The organism is Micromonospora sp. NBC_01638 (genome assembly GCF_045209745.1).
Lineage (GTDB): Bacteria > Actinomycetota > Actinomycetes > Mycobacteriales > Micromonosporaceae > Micromonospora.
In genome coordinates this window covers 4,849,892-4,867,768 of record NZ_CP109273.1, presented here as the reverse complement: position 1 = coordinate 4,867,768, position 17,877 = coordinate 4,849,892, and the positions used below count along the sequence as shown (strand labels likewise).

Here is a 17,877-nt window from a genome sequence, read left to right as displayed (position 1 = left end):
GCCTACCGCAACCACCCACGGACCGCGACCCGCCGACGGAGCCCCGCAATCCTGGAGCCGGAGCGCCCCCGCCGGAGGCGCAGTAACCGGCACCCCGCGACCGCCGCCAGCTCGCCGACGCGGCCGCATTCGCTCCCCCACGCCGCGCGGGCTGCTGGCCGCGCGGCCCAGCCGTGTGGGGCTCGTAAATCGGGTTTGGCTACGCGGCCTGCGTGTATTCGTTGATCAGTCCGCCCAGAATCGGGCGTCGTTGAACGCGGGCGGCGGTGAGGTCGACGACCTGCGATGGTGGGTTCGGTGGTTGCTGGCCGAGCGATCGGTGTGGCCGGTGGCCGTTGTAGTGGGCGGTGTACTCGGTCAGGACGCTCGACAGGTGCCGTTCGCCGACGATGAGCATCCGGTCGGTGCACTCGCGTCGTACCGTGCCGACCCAGCGTTCCGCGAAGGCGTTCGCCCTCGGAGCCTGTGGTGGTGTGCGGAGCACGTCGATACCGGCGGCGGTGAACACCGTGTCGAACGCTGGCGTGAACTTCGCGTCCCGGTCACGCAGCAGGAACCGCAGCCCGTCGGCGCGCCGGTCGAGACTCATCAGCAGGTTCCGGGCCTGCTGCGCCACCCAGGCGCCGGTGGGATGTGCGGTAACGCCGACGACGTGGACCTGGCGGGTGGCGAGCTCGATGAAGAACAGGACGTAGATCCGTTTGAGGAGCACGGTGTCGACCGTGAAGAAGTCACACGCCAGGATCGTGTGGGCCTGAGCAGTCAGGAACTGCTGCCAGGTGGGTCCGGTCCGGCGGGGCGCCGGATCGACGCCGGCCCGGTGCAGGATCTTCCAGACCGTGCTGGCCGCGATCCGGTAACCCAGACCAGCCAGCTCACCCTGCACGCGGCGATGCCCCCATGTCGGGTTCTCCGCGGCCAGACGCAGCACCAGCTCGCGGAGCTCCCGGTCGACCGGTGGCCGGCCGGGCCGCACGTGCGGATGGGTCCAGTGTCGGGCGATCAGTTGCCGGTGCCAGCGCAGCAGCGTTGCTGGGGTGACGAAGAACGCCGACCATTGTGGTCGGGGCAGCAGCCGTGACAACGCCGCCAGCACCACCCGATCCTCGGGCTGCAAATCAGGGCGGTGCACCTGCCAGCGCAGCACCGCCACCTGATGGCGCAACACGAGCAGTTCGACGTCTTTCGCGCCGCCGTCGCGGGCGAGCTGGGTGAGCATCTGCAAGATCTGGCGCAGGAGCAGGTACACCAGCGAAGCCGTCATGACCCCATCGTTGCCGCTACCGCCGGGGCAGACCTCACATAAAGGCGCACGTCACAGACCGGCACCGAATTTACGAGCCCGACAGGCCGGATTCGAACCGACGACCCCTTGTTACCGTCCATAGCTATCCCGACCTTGTCATTGGCTGTGAGAGATAAGCGCTGAGCTGCATAGACATGGCCAGGGACCGATCGCCTCTTGTCACTGGTTGTCAACTGCGGGTGGGGGTTTTCGGGGGGTAAACGGGGGGCAGACCGACAGGACATCGCCAGGGACCGACCGCGCCCACCGCCCTACCATCGGGGCCTCCCATCGCCAAGAGAACGACGTGCCCCCGTCCATCGCGACCCGCCTACTGCAGGCATGGGGGTATGTGTCGGTGGGGCAACACAAACCAATGCCCCACCGCCAATGAGGCTCGACACGATTCTGAAGCTCACGCCAGTCTAGCTGCGCTGGTGGCCTCTTCGGCGGCTACGCCGACCGCTGGCAGGAAGAGACCGCCCTCAACGAGATCAAAAGTGATCTCCGCGGCCGGGGTGAAGTGCTGCGGTCGAAGACCCCAGACCTGGTCGAACAGCAAGTGTGGGGCCTACTGCTGGCGCACTACGCGATCAGGGCACTGCTGGTCGACGCGGCCGACGACGCCGGCTACGACCCCGACCGGCTCTCGTTCATACGCGGGCTACGTCTCGTGCGCCGCCAGGTCACCGACCAGGCGGCCATTTCCCCCTGAGCGTCTGACCAACGCCATCACCGAGGCCCACACCGAAATCCTGCGCCACCCGCTACCCCCGCGCCGGAATCGCACGTCAACGAACCACCCGGACAGACCGCCGGGCGAATACCGCCCGGGCGAACCGCCGCTTCCGGCAGCCGACCGCCCACACCGGGACCGCGAGGCAGCAGGAGCGGCGACGCCCGGGCGGATCCCCGCGCCGGCCGGCGTGTTCCAGCGGGCTCAGGCCGTCAGCGACGTACGCAGACCGGCGCCGAGCAGGGCCGGCTTCGCCAACGCGGTGTACTGTCCTAGGGCGCCCCGGTGGGGTACGACCGGACGGGTCCAGCCGGCCCTCCGGCGGGTGAACTCCCGCTCGACCTCGTCGGCGCCGACTCGCGTACCGTCCACTCCGACGACGTCGAGGGTGCGACGCGGGATGTCGATCTCGACGAGGTCCCGGTCGCGGAGGAAGGCCAGTGGCCCGCCGTCGAGCGTCTCGGGATAGGCGTACCCGATGCAGGGTCCCCGGCTCGCCCCGGAGAACCGGCCATCGGTGAGCAGGGCCGTGGTCGCCGCCAGCACCGGATCCGACGCAATCAGCTCAGACAGGAAGAACATCTCCGGCATGCCGGTCGCCCTCGGGCCCTGGTAACGGACGACGACGACGTCGCCCGGCTGGATACTCGCACTGACCACGGCCTCGATCGCGTCCTCCTCGCGGTCGAAGACCCGGGCCGGTCCGGTGTGCGTCAGCATCGAGTCGGCGACGGCGTGGGACTTCACGAGATTCTCCCCCACGGTCGCCCCGGTAACGGTGAGCGCGTCGAGGTGGAGCCGGTCCCGCAGCCGCGCCATCAGCGCCGGGACGCCACCGGCGTACCAGAACAGCTCGGTGGGGTATCGGCCTGCGGTCTTCGCGTCGACCAGCACCGGCGTACGGCGGTGGATCGCGTCGAAGTCCGCCGCCGAGACCTCGACCCGGGCCTCCTCGGCGACCGCGATGAGGTGCATCACCGCGTTGAGCGAACCGCCGATCGCCGCGTGAAGTGTGATCGCGTTTTCGAACGCCTTCCGGGTCAGGATGGCCCGGGCGGTCACCCCGTCCCGCAGCAACCCGACCGCGCTCTCCCCCGCCGCCCGGGCCATCCGCCGGAGCTCGGCCATTGAGGCCGGGATGAGCGCACCCCACGGCAGGGCGAGGCCGAGCGCCTCGCTCATCACCTGCATGGTGGCGGCCGTGCCCATGTACTGGCAGGCGCCACATCCCGGGCAGGCGAAGCGCTGGAACGCCGGGAACTCGTCGAGATCCAGCTTGCCCCGGTCCATGTTCACCTTCATGCTCCACAGCTCCTCGTTGGAGCGGAGCTGTGGGCCGGAGGCCATCGCACCACCGGGCACGTGGACGGAGGGCAGATCCAGCCGGGCGATGGCCAACAGGTGTGCCGGCACCGCCTTGTCCCCGGCGGAGGAGAGGACCATCGCGTCGAACGGCGTGGCGTTGGCGTGGATCTCCACCATGTTCGCGATGAACTCGCGGGATGCCAGGGGGTACCGCATGCCGTCGTGCGCCTGGGCCACACCGTCGCAGATGTCCGTCGTGGTGTATTCGGCCGGCTTACCGCCGGCCTGCAACACTCCCTTGGCCGCCTCCGCGCCGAGCTGACCCAGGTGGTACGAACTCGGATGCGAGGAACCCGCGGCCGTCTCGACCAGCACCTGGGGTCGGGACAGGTCGGCCACGGACCAGTCCATCGACATCCGGAGAGCGTCGCCCTCGAAACTGATCTGGCGTACCCGCTGGCTGGCCAGTCCGGCCTCCGGCACCGACTTCGGCGCGGTGCTCGACGTGGAGTTGTCGCTCATTCACATACCCTTCGTAACAGCCGGGCCGCTTCCGGCGGCACTCCGGCGCAGGATCCGGCCGGGACGGGCGGCGGTCTGCTCGCCGTCGTCCACCACCACCGTCCCGTTCACGACGACGTGGCTGATCCCGACCGGCGGCTGTGCCGGCTCGGTGAAGGTCGCGGCGTCGAGCACCACGGCCGGGTCGAAGGCGACGAGGTCGGCGAAGGCACCGGTCCGCACCGTGCCCCGGTCGACCAGCCGCAGCCGGTCGGCGACCGCGCCGGTCATCTTCTGCACCGCTGCGGCGAGGCTGAGTAGGCCCTGCTCGCGGACGTAGCGACCGAGGATCCGGGGGAACGTCCCGAACCCACGCGGGTGAGGCTTCAGGCCACCCTGGTCGAGTGGGACGGCCGAGCCATCCGAGCCGACGACGCAACGGTGGTGCGCCAGGAACGTCGTCATGTCGGCCTCGGTCCGTAGAAGAGCACCACCTGGACCGCGTTGCCGTGCTCCAGACAGAGGTCCAGGGTGAACGCCGCCGGTTCGACGCCGGCCCGGGCTGCGGCCTCCTCGATGGAGAGCCCGACGATGTCCTCCCGGCCCGGACCGCTGCGACTGATCACGACCCGGTCCCAGAACCACGGGATGCCGCCCATCCAGCCGTCCGCGAGGTCCCGCTCCGCCCGTTCACGGTTCGCCGGGTCGGCCAGCGCCCGGCGCATCCCGTCGGTGCCGCCGGCCTGGGTCCAGGGCGGGAGGTACTGGGTGAGCGAGGACGACGACGCGTCGTACGGGTAGACGTCGAACCAGACGTTCAGGCCCCCCGCCGCCGCGTTTTCGAAGAGTGCGACCACGTCGCCCGCGCGTCCCCACTTCGTCGGCTCGTTGATCGCGGCGTGTGAGAACTGCATCCGGGCACCCACGTCGGCGCAGGTCGAGATCGCCTCCTCCACGTCCGCGAAGCCCGGTCCGGCAGTGGCCCGCGCGTGCGTCGCGTACATCGCGTCCCGGCTGGCCACGACCCGGACGAGTTCCCGTACCTCGTCGGTCTCGCCGTAGCCGGACGGGATGTGGGTCAGGCCGGTCGACATGCCGAACGCCCCCTGGTCCAGGCTCTCCGCCACCAGCCGGCGCATCCGGTCCAGTTCGTCGGCGGCCGGACGGCGGTGGCGGTCGGACGCTGTGTGGCCGTGGCGGTCGAGGGCGTCGGCTTCCCGGCCGGCATCAGTGTCAGCGCACCCGCCAACCGATTCCCCCCGGAGCGTACCGAGGAGATCGTTGGTCACCTCCGTAAGGTCGCTCGGACGTTGACCCGCGATATGCGGGCCTGAGCCACCCCGACCAAGCCGACGCTGCTGCTGCGACTGCCCTACCTGGCCCTCACGAGCGTGTTCGCCTTCATACGGCTGCTGCCAATGAGCAATGTGGATTAGATGGCCAAGATTCTTGCGCTGCGCCACCAGCTCGCCATCCTGCACCGTCAGGTCGACAGACCTCGCCTCACCGGCGTTTCTGCTGGTCAGGGCTTTCTGTCTGTCGGGACGGCCGGATTCGAACCGACGACCCTTGTCGGCTCACCGGCGACCTCAAGGGCCGGTTTCCGCGACCGTCCCTTGGGGCGTGGTCCGTCGGTCAGCCCAGGCGGGCGGTCACCGCGGCGACCACCTGCTCCTGTTCCGGCACGAGATAGAAGTGGTCACCGGGGAACGTCGCCAACTCGAAGCAGCCGGTAGTCAACTCCCCCCAGGCCCGCACCGTCGACGTGGTGCAGGTCGGGTCCTCGGTGCCCAGGTAGGCGACGATCGGGGCTCGGACCTTCGCCGGTTCCCGCGGCAGGTGGCGGTAGAGCATCCGCAGGTCCCCCCGGAGCGAGGGCATGATCAGCTCGCGGAGCTTCGGTGACCGCAGCAGCACCGGATCGACCTCGCCCAGGGCGCCGATCCGGCCGAGCAGATATTCGTCGTCGGCGAGATCCGGATCGAGGTCGACCTGGCAGACGTGCGGCGCGCCGTGTCCCGAGACGAAGAGCACGCTCGGCGTGAACCCGTACCGGGACTCCAGGACCAGGGTGACCTCGTACGCCACCGACGCGCCCAGGCTGTGGCCGAAGAACGCAATCGGCCGGTCCAGGTACGGCACGAGCACGTCACTGATCCGCTCGGCGAGCACGTCCATCTGATCCACGCAGGGCTCCAGCAGCCGGTCCTGCCGACCCGGGTAGCAGACCGCCAGCAGATCGGTGGCGCCGTCAAGCAGGCCCGCCCAGGGTTGGAACACGTTGGCGTTCCCACCGGCGTGCGGGAAGCAGACCAGCCGCAGGTCGGACCGCTCAGCTCGGCGGAAGGTCCGCAGCCACCGGCCGCGTACCTCGGCCCCTATCATCTCCACATTTCTCCTCCCGCCGGCCGATGCCCGGTCAGTCCGACATCGCCACCAGGATGCGGCGGCTCCCGGTGTAGGGCCGCCGACCGTGCGCCACCAGCACGTTGTCGATCAGCAGCAGGTCACCGACGCGCCAGTCCACGTCGATCGCCGCGTCCAGCCCTCGGTCGCGGATCTGGAACACGTACTCGTCGGGGATCGGGCTGCCGTCGGCGAAGGTGACCGACTGGGGCAGTTCGTCCTGCGTCATCACCTGGGTCATCACCCGAGCGACCTCGTCGTCCAGAGCGGCCGGGTGCCACTGGTCGCTCTGGTTGAACCACACCTCCACCCCCGTTACGGGGTGCCGGGTGGTGGCCGGGCGGACCTGGCTCACCCGCAGCCCTTCCGCGGTCCACTTCCAGGTCGCCCCGGTGCCGTCGAGAAACGCCTCGACCTCCGCCCGGTCCTCGGTCTCAAAGGTCTGCTGCCAGCTCTTGCCCAGCCCCAGGCCGTCGTGCAGGTTCTGCTGGTAGCACACCCCGCCCGCGAAGGCGGCGCGGACCTCCGGGTCGAGGGACTCCAGCCAGTGATGGGCGTCGACCACCGGGGTGGCACCGCCGGTCGGCGCGGCGAGCTGGCAGTAGAACAGCAAGCGGGCCGGCCAGTGCGCGGCGTACGACAGTTCGTTGTGCATGGAGATGGTGTACGGCGCCGGGTACTCCGTCGAGGTGTAGACGTTGCGGCCGACCTTGGTGCGGGGCGAGTTGCCATGCACGTAGGCGAGCCGGTTGGGCAGCACCATGTCCATCACCGGGTCCAGCGCGCCCGGCTCGACGCCGAAGCCCCGGAACACCAGCGCCTTCTCGGTGGTGAGTAACGCCGTTAGGTCCAGCTCCCGCAGATGGCCGATCAGCCCGTCAACGGTGGCTGCGCATCCGGCGCTGCTGGGTGTGATCTCGTGCGGCTGCCACGTGCCGTGCTCGCTCATCGGTCGGTCTCCTCCACGCCAGGGTCGGTCCAGTGCCGGCAGCCTGACGTGGGCAGCCATATTTCCTCGATATCGTCGCCGGGCTCAACCATGCGGGTCGCGACCGGCTGCCGTCGCCGCCAGCTCCGCATCGGCCCGCTCGGCGTCGACCCGCTCGGCGTCGACCCGCTCGGCGTCGACCCGCTCGGCGTCGGCCCGCTCGGCAGCCGCCTCGGCCCGTTCCGCCTCGGCGGCGGTACGGGTGCCGAAAGCCAGCACCGCGAACACCGCGATCACCACCATCGTCGCGCCCACGACGGCCAACGCCACCTCGATGCGTGCGGCGTCCAGCAGGAAGCCCGCGAACAGCGCGCCGATCGAGTTGGCACCCGAGGAGAGCAGCGTGAAGATCGAGCCGGCCCGGCCGCGCAGCTCGTCGGGAGTCGTCCTGAGCAGGTACAGCATCCCGGCCACATTGCCGATCCCGGCGCCGTAGTTGATCAACGCCAGGATCACACTGACCGCCACCAGCCCGGGTGCCACGACCAGCAGCGGCATCAGCACCGCCCACACCACGTGGATGCCGATCATCATCCGGCGGATGCCCCACCGGCGCAGGTAGGCGTTACTGGTCATCGCGCCCGCCATGCCGAAGACGCTGTTGACCGCCAACAGCAGACCGACCGTCGCGGGCGTGCCGTCCCGGTCCTTGACCAGCACCACCAGACCGAGGCCGAGAACCTGGAAGAGGATGTTGCTGGCCGCGAAGAGACACAGCGCCCGACGCAGGTAGAGCTTGCCCCAGATGAAGACGACACCTTCCCTGATCTGGGCGATCAGCCCGCCCGCCCCGCCGCGCGACGGCCGGGGCGCCCGCAGGTCCCGTCGGACGAACAGCAGGGTCACCAGCGAAATCAGGTGCACCCCGGTGGCGAACAGGAACGGTGCGAACCGGGCCACGGCATAGAGCACGGTGCCGGTCGGCTGACCGAGGATGCTGGCGGCGTTGGCCCGCGACTCGTTGGCCGCCATCGCCGCGCCCAGTTGGTCGCGGGGCACCACGGCACACACCGCGGCTCGTTCCGCCAACGCGTAGCAGATGCCGAGGGTGGCCTCCAGGAACGCGACCACCATCAGGTGCGGCAACCGCACCGCGTCGAGCAGCACCACCGCCGCCACGCTGCCGGCTCCGAGAACGCGGCCGGCGGTGCAGACCAGCATCGTCGTACGCCGGTTCCACCGGTCGACCAGCGCGCCGGCCGGTAGCTGAGCGACCAGGTTCGGCAGCAGCGCGGCGAAGGTGACGAGGCTGGCTGCGGTGGCCGAACCGGTCGACCAGTAGACCAGCAGGGTGTAGCCGATGGAGGTGGCCCGGGCGCCGAGCGCGGAGAGCCCCGAGCCGGTCCAGAGCAACAGGAAGTCCCGGTTGCGGGTGAGCCTCGCCGCGCGGCGGGCGGGTCTGCCCGGCGGCTCGAGGACCGTCACCGCGTCGTCCCAGCCGCGCGCGATCGGCACCACTCAAGCACCGCCATCGCGCTGTAGAGCTTGTTCTCCGCCTGACCGAACGCGATGCTCGCCGGCCCGTCGAGTACCTCCGAGGTAACCTCCTCGCCGCGATGCGCCGGCAGGTCGTGCAGGAAGACCGCGTTCGGGCTGTGCCGCCAGAGGTCCTGTTCGACCCGGAACGGGGCGAAGACCTGACGCCAGTCCGGGTCCGGCTTCACGGTGCCGGTGGTCTGCCAGCGGGTGGTGTAGATGGCGTCGAGATCGCCCGGCAGGTCGGACATGTGGCACCGCTCGACGATGCTCGCCCCACTGATCCCGGCCTGCCGGATGGCGTCGGCCAGGATCTGTGCGGGCAGGCCGTAGCCGGGCGGGGTGCGCAGTTCCAGTTCCACGCCCGGAAACCGGGTGAGCGCCAGGGCGAGCGCGGTGGCCGTGTTGTTGGCCTCCCCCAGATAGAGCAGGCGCAGCCCCTCGATCCGGCCGAACTGCCGCAGCAACGTGGTCAGGTCGGTCAGCGCCTGGGTGGGGTGCTCCTCGGCGCTCATCGCGTTGAGCACCGCCATCCGACTCTGGGCAGCCCAGGCCCGCAACTCGGCCGGGTCACCGGCGGTGCGGGCGACCAGCACGTCGAGCATGCCGGACAGCACCCGGCCGGTGTCCTCGCTGGTCTCTCCGGTGTTGGTCTGCAGGTCCTGCGGGCCGTACTGGATCACGCCAGCGCCGAGTCGCAGTGCCGCGCTGGTGAAGGCGGTCCGGGTGCGCGTCGAAGTCTTGAGGAAGCAGACCCCGACCACCTGCCCGGCGAGCGGGCTGCCGCACTCCCCGGCGGCGAACGCGGCGCCCCGGGCAACGATCGAGTAAAGGTCCCCATCGGTCAGGTCGCGGATCGACACCAGGTGCCGCACCTGCCGGACGGTGGGGTCGGTGACCGTCGCGGAGACGCTCGGCAAGGTCGTCATCACATGTCCTCCGTCCGTGTGGTGTTCGACATCAGCAGCGACATGACCTCGTCGCCCGCCTCGCCGTTGGTCAGCAGCACCAGCCCGGCCCCGTCCGGAACCCGACCAGTGGTGAGCGCCCGGTAGCCGGCGATGTGGCCCCGGTGGGTGAACTCCACGTGCGTTTCAGCGCTCCCCTCGATGCGGTCCACCATGCAGCCGAGCCCGAAGACGCCGCCCGGGCCGGCGGTCAGTTGCGCCATCACCAGTTCCTGGCTGAGCAGTGCCCGATCACCCAGGTAGGCGAGCTGGATCTCCCTGGTCAGCGCGGCCAGGTCGGTAGCGGTGGTCCAGAGGCCGGCTGCCGCCAGGTCCGCACGCACCTCCCAACCGTGTGGGTGCGGCTCGCCCCGTTCGTCGTGCCCGGCGGCCACCGGCCGGCCGGATGTCTCCGGGAAGCTCTGGTCGAAGCTGCTGCCGGTCATCCCCAGTGGTGCGAAGACCAGCTCGGCCATCAGGTCGGCGAAGGGTGTCGCGGTGACGTCCTCCATGAGCTGCTGGACCACCACGAAGTGGCTGTTGCGCTCCACCGCGACCGGGTCGGGCGCGTCGAGCGCCCGCACCGGGCCGGTGGGCACGCCACGGCCGAGCAGCAGGTCCGACAGCGGCGGCACCGGACCGCCGCGCAAGCCTCCGGTGCTGCCCGTCGATGTCAGCCCGGCGACGTGGCTGAGCAGTTGCCGCAGACTCACCGGCCGGTCGGCGGGCAACTGCCAGGCCTTGAGGTACGCGTTGACGTCCGCGTCGAGCTGGAGTGCTCCCCTGTCGACCAGGGCCAGCGCCCCAACCGCCGCGACCAGCTTGCTGACCGAGCCCACCTGGAAGATGGTCGCCGGGGTCACCGGGGCGTCACCGCCCGCCGTGCAGTGCCCGACAGCAAGGACCTGCACCAACTCGCCGTCCGCGAGCACGGCCAGCGACGCGCCGGGCACCCGCGCCTCGGCGAGCAGCGGAGCGACCTGGGGCAGCGGAGCGACCTGGGGCAACGGCGCGATCCGGGGCAGCGCCACGGCTCGCGCCGCACCGGCCCTCGGGGCCGGACCGGCCGGGGTGAGCCCGGCGGCGAGGTCGGCCAGCGGTTGGTCCAGCATCGCCTGTTGCAGGGTGAGCGGGAGGCCGGCCTGCCGGGCCGCGGTGACCACGGGCACCACCAGCAGGGAATGCCCGCCCAGGGCGAAGAACCGGTCCTGACGACCGATCCTCGGCACGTCCAGCACCTCGGCCCAGATGCCGGCGAGGATGGTCTCGGCCGGACCCTGCGGCGGGGCGATCTCCGCCTCCGTCCGCAGTGGCACCGCCGGCAACGCCCGCAGGTCCACCTTGCCGTTGGGATTGAGCGCGATGGTGTCGACCGACACGAAGGCCGCCGGGACCAGGGCGGCGGGCAGCCGCCGGGCACAATGCCCGGCCAGATCTTCGGCACCACCCACGTGGTACGCGATCAGCTGGTTGCCCCCGCCGGGCGCCGGGTGGGCCAACACCGCCGCGTCGCGTACGGCGGGATGTTCGAGGAGCACCGCGCGGATCTCGCCCGGCTCCACCCGGTGCCCACGGATCTTCACCTGGTCGTCGATTCGGCCGAGCAGGTCGAGCTGCCCGTCCGGCAACCAACGGCCGCGGTCACCGGTGCGGTACAGCCGGGAGCCCGCCGGCCCGTACGGGTCGGGCACGAACCGGACGGCGGTGTGTTCGGGCCGTCCGGCGTACCCCCGGGCCAGTTGCGGCCCACCGAGGTAGACCTCGCCGACCGCGCCGACCGGCACCGGATTCAGCCGGGCGTCCAGCACATAGGTACGCATCCCGCCGAGCGGCCGACCGACCGGCGCGACCTGGCCGGTGAGCGTGCCGGTCACCGGGTAACGGCTGACGGCGACGGTCGCCTCGGTCGGTCCGTACTCGTTGAGCAGGACGGTCCGCGGTGCGAGTTGCTGCCACCGCGCGCAGGTCCGCGCGGTGAGCGCCTCGCCGCCGAGCACCAGCACCGGGGTCAGCGCGGCTGCCTGCTCGCTCGACAACTGCCCGGCGAGCAGGTCCAGATGACTCGGGGTCAGCTTGACGAAGCTGAACGGCCCCGCCTCGGCCAGCCGCGGGCCGAGTTCGTCCAGCCCGGCGTCGGCCGGCATCAGCCACAGGCGCTGCCCGGCAACCAGCGGCGCCCAGATGGTGGTCACCACCATGTCGAAGGCGACCGAGGAGAACAATGCCGCGCCACCCGCCCGGTCGGCGACGAGCTCGTCCACCGCCCAGTTCAGGTAGCCGGCCAGACTGCGGTGGCTGACCTGCACGCCGTTGGGCCGTCCCGTCGACCCCGACGTGAAGATCACGTACGCGAGCTGGTCCGGGTCGGTGCGGCCGGGTGGCTGCTCGTCAGGGCGGGCCGCGATCGGCCCCGCGTCGACGTCCAGCAGCACCCGGTCGACGCCGGTGAACCGGTCGGCGTAGGCGGTGCTGGTGACCACGACGGTGGCCCCGGCCTGGGTGAGCATGGACGCGATCCGCGCCGCCGGGTACGACGGGTCGATCGGCAGGTACGCCCCGCCCGCCCGCCAGATGCCCAGCAGGGTCGTGACGAGGTCCGCACCCCGGTCGAGCAGCACCCCCACCACCCGCTCCGGTCCGACGCCCCGCTCCTGCAGATGCCAGCCGAGCCGGTTCGCCGCCGCGTCGAGGCCGGCGTAGCTCAGCTCACCGACCGCCTCCGCGTCGCCCGCGGTGGCAGCCCTATCCCGCACCAGGTCAGGCACCAGGCCGTGCTCCGGCAGTTTCTCGTCGGCCGCCTCGGCCCAGGCCACCAGCACGTTGTGCCGTTCCGCCTCGGGCAGCCGGACCGCGCGGGCGTCGCCGTCCGGGTCCGCCACCATCGCGGCGAGCACGAGCCGGTACATCGCGGCCATCCGTTCGACCTCGGCTCGCTCCAGGTGGTCGCTGTCGCTGCTCAGCTCCAGGTGCCCGGCGACCGCGGAGACGGCCAGGGCGAACTCCGAGCTGGCGGCGGCGTACCGGGGACCTGCATCGACGTGCTCACCGACCACCTCGTCGAAGTCGAGGTAGCTGAAGTAGACGTCGAGCAGGCGGGTGCCGGCGACCGCCGGCCGGATCGCCGGCGCGGGGTAGCGCCGGTGCGGCCACATCTCGACCTCCGTCGCGTGCACCCGGCGGACCAGCTCGGTCCAGGTGGCGGAGTCGCGTTCGTACGGGAACGGCAGCGTGTTCAGCGACATGGCGTACACCCGCTCGCTGCCCGGCATGTCCGGCCGGGTGTGGCAGACCAGGCCGCTGTAGAACCGGGGCTCGTCGGTGAGCTGGCCGAGCACCGTCAGGTGCGCGGCGTGCAGCACCGCCTTGAGCGAGACCCGCGCGGCGGAGGCCAGCGCGCGAAGGCCCGGCTCCAGGTCGCGGAACGGCACCCGGACGGTGTGGGCGGTACGCGCCTGCGGCGGCGCCGTGGGCCGCCAGCCGGTGGGGAAGGTGAACTTCGCGCACCGGTCCATCAGGTCCTGCCAGTACCGCCGGTCCGCCGCGGATTCCAGGGCACGACGTTCCTCGGCGATGAAGTCGGCGAACCGCACCTCCGGCAGGGGCTCCGGCTCAGGCCCGGCCCCGACGCGCATCGAGCGGTAGCGGTCGAGGATCTCCGCGACCAGCGCGTGCAGGCTCCAGCCCTCGACGACCACATGGCAGATCGTCAGCACCAGCCGCCAACTCCGGTCGGTCTCCCGGCAGACGGCGAACCGCAGCAGCGGCGCCCGCTCGACGTCGAACGGCGACGCGTACTCCACGGCGACGAGGCGGCGCAGCTCGGCCTGCCGGTCCTCCTCGGACAACCCGCGCAGATCGTGCGGCACGACCGGCACCCGCACGGCGGGATGCACCAGCTGCATCGGCACCGAGTAGCCGGTCGGGTCCACCGAGGAGCGCAGCACCTCGTGCCGGTTCACCACGAGGTCCACCGCCTCGCGCAGCGTCGGCAGGTCCAGCGGGTCTTCCTCGCGGACGAGGAAGGACGCCACGTTGTGGTAGTGGTTCCAGCCATTGTCGGCCAGCATCTCCAGCAGCATGCCGAGCTGCACCTGGGACAGCGGGTACGCGTCGGTGAGGCCGTCCGGCAGCAGCGCCCGGTCCGGCGCGGACACCAACTCGAACGGCTCCACCGGGCGGTCGACGTGCACCGGTCCGGTGCGATCGACCAGCGCGGCGCAGAGCCGGGAAACGGTCTGCAGGTCCATCACGTCCGCGACCGAGACCTCGAAACCGGCCGTCCGCAGCGTGCTGGCCAGTACCAGCGCCTTGATCGAGTGGCCACCCAACTCGAAGAAGCCGTCCTCGACGCCCACCGCCGGCAGGCCCAGCACCTGCGCCCAGATCCCGGCGACCCGTTCCTCCAACTCAGTACGCGGACCGACGCTGGCCCGCCCATCGCCGGGATCGCCGTCCTGCGGCGCGGGCAGTGCCCGCCGGTCGAGCTTGCCGCTGTTGTTGCGGGGCAACTGGTCCAGCGTCACGAAGACCGACGGGATCATGTAGTCCGGCAGCGTCCGGGCCAGCGCCACGCGAAGCTCGCCGGTGCTCGGCCGCTGACCGGGCGCGCCGGCCAGATATCCGACCAGTCGTGGGTCGCCAGCGGTGTCCTCGCGCAGGACGACCGCCGCCTCGGCGACCTCCGGCAGCGCGGCCAGCGCCGTCTCCACCTCGCCCAACTCGATCCGGTAACCACGCAGCTTGACCTGGTCGTCGAGCCGGCCGAGGAACTCCACGCTGCCGTCGGGCAGCCGGATCCCCTGGTCGCCGGTGCGATACATCCGACTGCCGGCGGGGCCGTAGGGGTCGGGCAGGAACCGCTGGGCGGTCAGCGCCGGTTGGTTCAGGTAACCCCGGGCCACACCGTGCCCGGCCAGGTGGATCTCGCCGGGCACACCGAGCGGAGTCGGGTGCCCCTGCTGGTCGAGCACGTACATGCGCACACCGGCCAGCGGACGCCCGATCCGGCTGCCCACCCCGGCAGCGAGGTCGGCGCGGGTGACCCGGTGATAGGTGGAGTAGACCGTGGTCTCGGTGATCCCGTACATGTTGACGAGGGCGATCCGGGCCAGTCCGAGCCGATCGACCCACGGGGTGAGTTCGGCGAAGTCCAGCCGCTCGCCGGCCAGGACGACCGCGCGCAGCACCAGTCGCCGCAGCCGCTGGTCACCGTCGGCGGCCAGCCGGCCCAGACCCCGGAAGGCCGTGGGGGTCTGGGCCAACAGAGTCACCTCCTGCTCCACCAGCAGGTCGAGCAGGTCCTCCGGCACCCGGGCCACCGCCGGCTGCACCACCACCAGCCGGCTGCCGTGCAGCAGCGCACCCCACAGCTCCCAGACCGAGACGTCGAAGGCGTACGAGTGGAACAGCGCGACGACGTCGGTCTCGTCGGTGGCGTAGTGCTCCTGCGTGCTGTCGAGCAGCCGCAGCACGTTGGCGTGGCTGACGCAGACACCCTTTGGGCGGCCGGTCGAGCCGGAGGTGTAGATGACGTAGAGCGGATCGTCGGCGTCGTTCACCGGGGCCGGGTCGGTCTCCGGCTGGCCGGTCAGGTCGGTGCGGTCGAGCAGCACCAGGTGCCCGTCGTAGCCGGCCAGTGCGTCGGCGTGGGCACTCGTGGCGACCACCGTCCCGGCGCCCGCGTCGGCGAGCAAATACGCGATGCGCTCGGCCGGCTGAGTCGGGTCCAGCGGCAGGTAGGCGGCACCGGCCTTGAGCACGCCGAGCAGTGCGGGCACCAGGTCCACGCCCCGGTCCAGGCAGACACCGACCACCGTGCCCCTGCCCGCACCGGCGGCCCGCAGCTGCCCGGCGAGCCGGTTGGCCTGCGCGTTCACCTGCGCGTACGTCAGCCGGGTCGGGCCGGCGACCACCGCGACCGCGTCGGGTGCGGCAGCCACCCGAGCCTGGAACAGCTCGACCACCGTGCCGGTCACCGGCTCCTCGACGCCGGTGTCGACCACGCCCAGCAGCCGCTCCCGCTCGCCACCGGGCAGGTGGACCGCCTGCGCGTCACCGGCCGGGTCGGCGACCATCGCCGCCAGCACCGCCCGGTACATGCCGGCCAGCCGCTCCAGATTTGCCCGGGAGAGCACGTCGCTGCGGCTGGAGAGCTGGTAGTTGCCCCGGTGCGCGAAGACCGACAGCTCGAACTCGGTGGCACCGTCGCCGGCGCTGCCGACGACGACAGGCTCGGTGCCGGTCGCCGTCGCCGACTGCCCGGCCCGGGAGAAGTCCTGGTAGTTGAAGAGCACCCGCAGCAGCCGCTGACCACTGCCATGCTGGATCTCCGCCAGCGGGAACCGCCGGTGGGGCCAGAGGTCGACCTCCCGATCGAAGACCGCCGTCACCAGGTCGCGCCACGTCCGGGCGGTGCGTTCGTAGCCGAACGGCAGGGTGTTGAGATACATGCCCTGCACCCGGTCGGCCCCGAGCACCTCGGGCCGGGCGTCGCAGACCAGCCCGGCGTGGAAGCTCTGTTCGGTGGTGAGTTGACTGAGCACCTTCAGGTGCGCCGCGTGCAGCACCGCCTTGACCGAGACGCCGCCCTCGGAGGCGAACCGTGCGACGGCCTCGTCCAGGTCGGCGACGTCGACGGTGGTCGAGATGGCGGTCGGATCGCCGGGCTCACCCCAACCCGCGGGCAGCACGAACGGGCTGCGCCCGTCGACCACCGCACGCCAGTAGTCCCGGTCCTCGTCGGACGCCAGCGCGGACAGCTCGGCGGCGATGAAGTCGGCGTACCGCACCGCCGGCTGTTCGGTCTCGGTCGGGCTCCGCCCGTCGGCCAGGTCGGCGTAGACGGCCAACAGTTCGGCGAGCAGCTGTGCGGTGCTCCAGCCCTCGGTGACCGCGTGGCAGATGGTGAAGCTCAGCCACCAACTCGCGTCGCCGTCCTGGTGCGCGGCGACGCGCAGCAGTGGCGCGACAGGCAGGTCGAAGGGGGTGGCCCGCTCGGCCGCGACGAACTCCTCGAAGAGTCGCACCTGCTGATCCGCCGGCACGTCCCGACCGTCCACGACGGTCACCTGCGGGGTTACTTCGGCGTGTACGAGCTGCATCGGCACCGAATAGCCGGTCAGGTCGAACGAGGTGCGCAGGATCTCGTGCCGGGCGACGACCGTCGCGACGGCGGCCCGCAGCGCGTCGGCCGAGAACGGCCGCCCGTCGCGGACCTGGTGGGCGATGACGCTGTGGTAGGCCGCCCGGTCTCCGCTGGTGGCCAGCTCGACGAGCATGCCGAGTTGGGTCTGTGCGGCGGGGTAGGCGTCGGTGAGGCCGGCCGGTAGGGCGTTTCGGTCCGCGTCTCCCAGCAGCGCGAACGGCTGCACCGGGACCCACGAATCCTCGACCCCACCCAACGACGCCGCCAACCCACGCACCGTCCGGAACGCGAAAACATCCCGCACACTCGTCGGATAACCCGCCGCCCGCAACGCCCCCACCAACGTCACCGCCAGCATCGAATCACCACCGAGATCAAAGAAACTCGACTCGACACTGACCACGTCACGACCCAACACCCGCGCCCACACCGCAGCCACGGCCCGCTCCACCACCGACACCGGCGCCACAAACACACCCACCGGCTCATCCGTCACCGACGGCAACGGCAACTGCCGCCGATCCACCTTCCCATTCGGATCCACCGGCACCACATCGATCACCACCAACGCCGAAGGCACCAACACCTCCGGCAAGACCCCCCGCAACACCTCCCGCACACCCACCACATCAACACCCGAACCCACCGGCACCACATAACCGGCCAACACCCGCCGACCATCCACCTCCACCACCGCCGCCACCGCATCCCGCACACCCACACAGGACCGCAACGCCGACTCCACCTCACCCAACTCCACCCGCACACCACGCAACTTCACCTGCGCATCCAACCGACCCAGGAACTCCACCGTCCCGTCCGGCCGCCACGCCACCGCATCCCCAGTCCGATACAACCGCGACCCCACCGACCCAAACGGATCCGGCACAAACCGACCCGCCGTCAACCCCCCAGCCCGCAAATAACCCCGACCCACACCCACACCACCGACAAACAACTCCCCCCGCACACCGACCGGCACCATCGCGAGGTCTTCGTCGAGGACGTAGAGCCGCAGATTGGGGTGCGGTCCGCCGAGGGGCACCCGGGTCAGCTCGGCCAGGGCCTCCGGGTCGCACCGCCAACTGG

General features: G+C 71.1%; 10 protein-coding genes (1 of these 10 running past the window's edge). 1 reads left to right on the top strand and 9 read right to left on the bottom strand.

All coding sequences use genetic code 11. The features are described 5' to 3' along the window. Positions 1 to 199: 199 nt before the first annotated feature. Positions 200 to 1,264, bottom strand: coding sequence for an integrase core domain-containing protein (locus OG811_RS22860; RefSeq protein ID WP_406068545.1), 1,065 nt, complete (start codon positions 1,262 to 1,264; stop codon positions 200 to 202). 544 nt (positions 1,265 to 1,808) lie between these two features. Here OG811_RS22860 and OG811_RS22855 point away from each other — a divergent pair. After that, entirely contained in the window at positions 1,809 to 2,000 is a 192-nt protein-coding gene (locus OG811_RS22855; RefSeq protein ID WP_406068544.1) for a hypothetical protein, read from the top strand. A 225-nt stretch (positions 2,001 to 2,225) separates the two neighbouring features. Here the strand turns inward: OG811_RS22855 and ilvD are convergent, their stop codons facing one another. From ilvD to OG811_RS22815, 8 genes are all read right to left on the bottom strand, one after another. Continuing rightward, positions 2,226 to 3,848: a dihydroxy-acid dehydratase gene (gene ilvD / locus OG811_RS22850; RefSeq protein ID WP_406068543.1), complete on the bottom strand. Its 1,623-nt coding sequence runs from the start codon at positions 3,846 to 3,848 to the stop codon at positions 2,226 to 2,228. Next, positions 3,849 to 4,292 (bottom strand): amidohydrolase family protein, encoded by a 444-nt coding sequence (locus tag OG811_RS22845; RefSeq protein WP_406068542.1) that lies wholly within the window; start codon positions 4,290 to 4,292, stop codon positions 3,849 to 3,851. After that, positions 4,289 to 5,116 (bottom strand): hypothetical protein, encoded by an 828-nt coding sequence (locus OG811_RS22840; RefSeq protein ID WP_406068541.1) that lies wholly within the window; start codon positions 5,114 to 5,116, stop codon positions 4,289 to 4,291. The genes OG811_RS22845 and OG811_RS22840 overlap by 4 nt, the downstream gene beginning before the upstream one ends. A gap of 346 nt (positions 5,117 to 5,462) precedes the next feature. Further along, positions 5,463 to 6,212 (bottom strand): thioesterase II family protein, encoded by a 750-nt coding sequence (locus OG811_RS22835; protein ID WP_405433842.1) that lies wholly within the window; start codon positions 6,210 to 6,212, stop codon positions 5,463 to 5,465. Positions 6,213 to 6,246: 34 nt separating this feature from the next. Further along, positions 6,247 to 7,182: a TauD/TfdA family dioxygenase gene (locus OG811_RS22830; protein WP_328375638.1), complete on the bottom strand. Its 936-nt coding sequence runs from the start codon at positions 7,180 to 7,182 to the stop codon at positions 6,247 to 6,249. Positions 7,183 to 7,266: 84 nt separating this feature from the next. Beyond that, a complete protein-coding gene (locus tag OG811_RS22825) occupies positions 7,267 to 8,676 on the bottom strand; it encodes an MFS transporter (protein WP_406068539.1) in 1,410 nt (469 codons plus the stop codon). Further along, a complete protein-coding gene (locus tag OG811_RS22820; RefSeq protein ID WP_405433845.1) occupies positions 8,643 to 9,626 on the bottom strand; it encodes an ornithine carbamoyltransferase in 984 nt (327 codons plus the stop codon). Before OG811_RS22820 ends, OG811_RS22825 begins: the two co-directional genes overlap by 34 nt. After that, positions 9,626 to 17,877, bottom strand: partial view of an amino acid adenylation domain-containing protein gene (locus tag OG811_RS22815; protein ID WP_406068537.1) — the end only. It continues 15,031 nt past the right edge of the window; 8,252 of the gene's 23,283 nt are visible here — the last part of the coding sequence; its start codon lies off the right edge, out of view; the stop codon is at positions 9,626 to 9,628. Before OG811_RS22815 ends, OG811_RS22820 begins: the two co-directional genes overlap by 1 nt.

Bases quoted from the DNA above. Each gene is read 5' to 3' on its own strand.
- OG811_RS22860 (WP_406068545.1), bottom strand. From the start codon at position 1,264: ATGACGGCTTCGCTGGTGTACCTGCTCCTGCGCCAGATCTTGCAGATG.
- ilvD (WP_406068543.1), bottom strand. From the start codon at position 3,848: ATGAGCGACAACTCCACGTCGAGCACCGCGCCGAAGTCGGTGCCGGAG.
- OG811_RS22845 (WP_406068542.1), bottom strand. From the start codon at position 4,292: ATGACGACGTTCCTGGCGCACCACCGTTGCGTCGTCGGCTCGGATGGC.
- OG811_RS22835 (WP_405433842.1), bottom strand. From the start codon at position 6,212: ATGATAGGGGCCGAGGTACGCGGCCGGTGGCTGCGGACCTTCCGCCGA.
- OG811_RS22830 (WP_328375638.1), bottom strand. From the start codon at position 7,182: ATGAGCGAGCACGGCACGTGGCAGCCGCACGAGATCACACCCAGCAGC.
- OG811_RS22820 (WP_405433845.1), bottom strand. From the start codon at position 9,626: ATGACGACCTTGCCGAGCGTCTCCGCGACGGTCACCGACCCCACCGTC.